This window comes from Parashewanella curva, assembly GCF_003675895.1.
In the GTDB taxonomy this organism is placed as follows: Bacteria; Pseudomonadota; Gammaproteobacteria; order Enterobacterales; family Shewanellaceae; genus Parashewanella; species Parashewanella curva.
Genome location: NZ_ML014902.1, coordinates 1 through 4,008 on the forward strand (window position 1 = coordinate 1; position 4,008 = coordinate 4,008).

At 38.1% G+C, this 4,008-nt stretch carries 6 protein-coding genes; 3 read left to right on the forward strand and 3 right to left on the reverse strand.

Features of this window, described 5'->3' with window-relative positions; all coding sequences use genetic code 11:
• On the reverse strand, positions 1-183 hold a 183-nt coding region (locus D5018_RS20890), incomplete at its 3' end, for a hypothetical protein (RefSeq protein ID WP_207819410.1).
• Between the two features lie 63 nt (positions 184-246).
• Here D5018_RS20890 and D5018_RS20895 point away from each other — a divergent pair.
• From D5018_RS20895 to D5018_RS20905, 3 genes are read left to right on the forward strand one after another with little or no spacing between them, the layout of a single operon-like run.
• Positions 247-510 (forward strand): DUF6475 domain-containing protein, encoded by a 264-nt coding sequence (locus tag D5018_RS20895; RefSeq protein ID WP_121840907.1) that lies wholly within the window; start codon positions 247-249, stop codon positions 508-510.
• Between the two features lie 12 nt (positions 511-522).
• Positions 523-819: a hypothetical protein gene (locus D5018_RS20900; protein WP_121840908.1), complete on the forward strand. Its 297-nt coding sequence runs from the start codon at positions 523-525 to the stop codon at positions 817-819.
• Between the two features lie 2 nt (positions 820-821).
• A complete protein-coding gene (locus D5018_RS20905; protein WP_121840909.1) occupies positions 822-1,328 on the forward strand; it encodes a FlhC family transcriptional regulator in 507 nt (168 codons plus the stop codon).
• Between the two features lie 280 nt (positions 1,329-1,608).
• Here D5018_RS20905 and D5018_RS20910 read toward each other — a convergent pair whose 3' ends face one another.
• A complete protein-coding gene (locus tag D5018_RS20910) occupies positions 1,609-2,136 on the reverse strand; it encodes a hypothetical protein (RefSeq protein ID WP_133309368.1) in 528 nt (175 codons plus the stop codon).
• Positions 2,137-2,770: 634 nt separating this feature from the next.
• Positions 2,771-3,793: a pentatricopeptide repeat-containing protein gene (locus D5018_RS20915; RefSeq protein WP_121840911.1), complete on the reverse strand. Its 1,023-nt coding sequence runs from the start codon at positions 3,791-3,793 to the stop codon at positions 2,771-2,773.
• Positions 3,794-4,008 lie beyond the last annotated feature (215 nt).

A 4,008-nucleotide genomic window follows, 5' to 3' on the forward strand; every position in this document is an offset into this window, starting at 1 on the left:
CTGAATGAAAAAAGGAAGCTGACCGTAAGGAGTTAGTTCAGCATCAGAATCCCACTCAACATGAACTTTGCCATCAAAGGTATCAATTTCGATCTGTGGTCGATCTTCTGGGGTATTTTGGGGTGATGATTGAGTATTTTTGGCTTCACCTAATGGGTGAATGGTAGAACCTCGCAATTTCATAGACACGGCCTATAAAAACATCAGGTTGTAGTGTTATGCCATTTATCAACTGATTTATCTAGGATGAAAGAGTTTTCTACTCGCTATCAAAGCTTTTTGCTCAAAGAACAGCCCTATCAATACCCAAAAAAATTGACAGGCTTAACTGAACAGCACAATAGTCACAATGGCTTTTTTACTGAAACTCCGACTCTTATTGGCGATACAGATCTAGCAAAAACCGTTTTCCTGAACGGTCAACATAATAATATCAACATATCTATCCTTAAAAATATCGAGCCAGAGCTTCAAGCAGAAAAGCCATTACGTCCAAAACATTTGAATTAATGGAGGTACAAGGTGAATGATTTAGAGCGAGATTTACTACAACTGAATTTACTCTACCTTCAATGTGCGAGACAGTGGGCACAATTCAAACCTAATCAAGCTCGCATACAGTTAGGTTTACCTCAAACCGCTATTAATTTGTTAGCACAAACCCAGCTCCTTGATATCCAACAACTTGCTGATCCGCACTTATTACAGTTTCAGCCTAGAGGAACCCCTAAGCAGTTTGTTGAACTCATAAAGAGCCGTGGAAACGGCTTCAACAAACTCAGTTACTACCTTACTTCGGTTTCAACAAGGCAAAACTAACCATGAATATGATCCAGCGTAGTGAGAAAATTCATAGGGCTTCTGAGTTAATAAAACATGGACTTCAAAGCAGATTGATAGCCAACGATACAGGACTATCAATTCACTCGGTTCGCTCTCTTTATAAAGAATTAGAACAGGACTTCCCCGATATCCGACAAAATAAGGAAGCCAAAACTATTCTCACCAGCAAATGGCGAATATTAGATGCATCGCTATTAGTGAATCTGTACGTTCAGCTCACAAAAGTTGACAATATTCACCATTTGGACGTCAACGTATTAATGGATGCCCACAAGCTATATCAACGCCTTAGAATGTCGATAAGGCTCCCCCAGATAAACAGCCAAAATGAAATCAGCTTAAATGAGGCTTGGTTACTTGTCAGTGAAATCAAAAAAGAAAATGCGACGTTAAAAAATTGTCGCTGTGGTTGCCGATATTTGTTTATATATGATCAGAAGGTCAGCCCAAAGTGTCCATTGTGCTCACTTTCAAAAATAAGTTAGAGAGAATTACGCGCTATTCACAAGCAAACTTTTTTGCATTTTGTCTCCTTTTTCTGTCCAATATAAATGACTATGACCTGTTTTCACTCGCATTCAACAACAGGCAGCTACAACACACTTTTGCCCCTAAATGAGACAGAGTAATAATTTTTAATTCTTAGGAGAACCCCAAATATTGTAAGAAACTAACCTACTCAACTCCCATAAATGTTATCAAAAGGCTCTGAGATTTTACTTGGGTGATTTTGTTTAAATTGCATTTCGATAATGAAAAGAAGAGCTATTTTGATACGTAACTGTTAACCTCAGCAAGAAGTGGACTGGCTTCAGAACAGCCCTCTTTAACAGCATTGGATAATAAGCTCCAAGCTAGTTTGGCATTAGTGGGATCATTGCGAGCTTTTTCTAGTTCTATTTTTCCTAGTAAAAAGCAGGCTTCTGCTCGAAACGGAGTTGCCTCTATGCACCCCCCATTAACAGCGTCGCATAATAAGCTCCAGGCTAGTTTTGCATTAATGGGATCATTACGAGCTTTTTCTAGTTCTATTTTCCCTTGTAAAAAGCAGGCTTCTGTTCGAAACGGAATCGCTTCTATGCAGCCCCCATTAACAGCGTCGCATAATAAGCTCCAAGCTGGTTTTACATTAATGGGATCATTACGTGCTTTTTCTAGTTCTATTTTCCCTTGTAAAAAGCAGGCTTCTGCTCGAAACGGAATCGCTTCTATGCAGCCCCCATTAACAGCATCGCATAAAAAGTTCCAAGCTAGTTTTACTTTTGTTTGATCAGTTTGAGCCCGTATTAGCATTTGTTTTCCAGTAGAAAATAAACTAGATAGCACTTGATTATATTGAACAACGGGTATGGGTTTATTACATAACGCTTCACCCATAATCTTAAAATCAACCCTACATATTGGACAGTTCATCTCATCGTTATTTTCTGCTCTAATTTTCGAATATACTTGCAAGCACTCGAAATGAAAATAATGTGGTTTAGAACAGTAGGGGGGGGGCTGTGACACTATACTCGAATTCGTTGAATGATACCATGCAAATAGAGCATTCCACTTGATTCACTTCAACTAAGTGAGCATAAGTTATTGGTTTAGAAATAAAATGATTTTCAGAAAACTCTTTAAATTCTAGCACTGCTTTAAACCACTTATATCAACATAATGATCCGAATAATGTTAACCAACAAACCATGTATAAATACTTAAGACAGTATTGGAATTCATAAAAATTATTTGGTGTTCTGTGAAAATTCTGCCCCGAAATGAGTTTCACAAGATTTATGCTTGTTCGTTTTCTAATCTAGATTCGAACTTTATAATAACCTTATTGTAACCGTTTGATTAAGAGTACAACCCCTGACATTATTCACAGCAACTTCCCACGGCGTTGATATTAACTATCTATTAAAGAGTGAAGTGCTCATTGTTAGCTCCGCGATAAGATTATCACCCCTGGATTAGAGGGATCTATAGTTACATCTACTTTCAATTCTTCCTTAAGGAGTTGACTAAATTTAATGCGTAGCTTTTGACCAGAGTGATACCCTGTTATTATGCTTTGTATATCGTTCTTTTTTTCATTGCGATGATAATCAAAAAGAGCTTTGGCAAATTCAAATGGAACGGCTAACTCAGTACCTTTAGAGTCACACATATTAAAAATATTTTTGGCGTGCAAATTAAGTTCGGTTCCATGTAAACCGAGATGTTGTAACAAAACGCCTTCTTCTATCCACTTTTTAATCAGCCCTCCAAAGCGGTTTATATCGACAATTGCTAACAAAGAATAAGTAACAAAATTGACTTTAATCCCCAGTGCAGGCATCTGCTTGCCTACAAACGTTACGGCTTTGTTAAATCGCCCTGTTTTGCCGCACACCGTCAGATAAGCATTGCAAATCGTGATATTTGGGGTGAGCCCCCATTGTTGCATTAGGCTGGATTGGTCGTCTTTTTCAAACAGTAATGCCTCAGCGTCGTCATATTCAGCGCACTCAGCGCAAACGCTTAAAAAGTTCAGGCAGGTGATGAGGTCAGGTTTTATTCTGAGTTTCTGTATAAACGCTAATACTTTTGTTGCATTAGCAAAAACGGTCACTCTTGAATGAGTAGGGTCAATCGTCAGACAACGGGTTAAGCCTACATTAAATGGTGACGGGGCAATAGAATCGCCCTGTTTGAGCTTTACACTTTTTATGTTATCGAGCAGGCGCCATACTTCAGTCATTTCCCGACAATTTTTGATATTACTGGCGGTAATTCTTACAACATCTAAAATATTGTTTCTCCCTCTATTATATGAGTGAATATCGGGTAAGTTATCAAGGTATGGGGTTGAAGGTGGGCGTTTATGTGACGGTAAACAGGGAGTGCTCTGCTCCGTATTTTGATAGTTAAAAAAATTTTTCAGTCTATTTTGATCTGCTGGTGTCAAACGATAAGGTATCATACAACTCTTGATTTGTGTCGAAAGATGAGCGCTCAAAGTTAAGGTATCTCAGTGCTTCTTTGGGTTGTCTTAACAAGATATTCTTACAAACTCAAGTTTCGGAGTTCATTTTTAGCTAAAATCATGGGAACTTTTCAGTTGAAATAGCCTCTTGGCGTAATGTAAAAGTATCCATTTGCATGACTTGATTAAAAAACTTGGTTACTTCTTCGTTG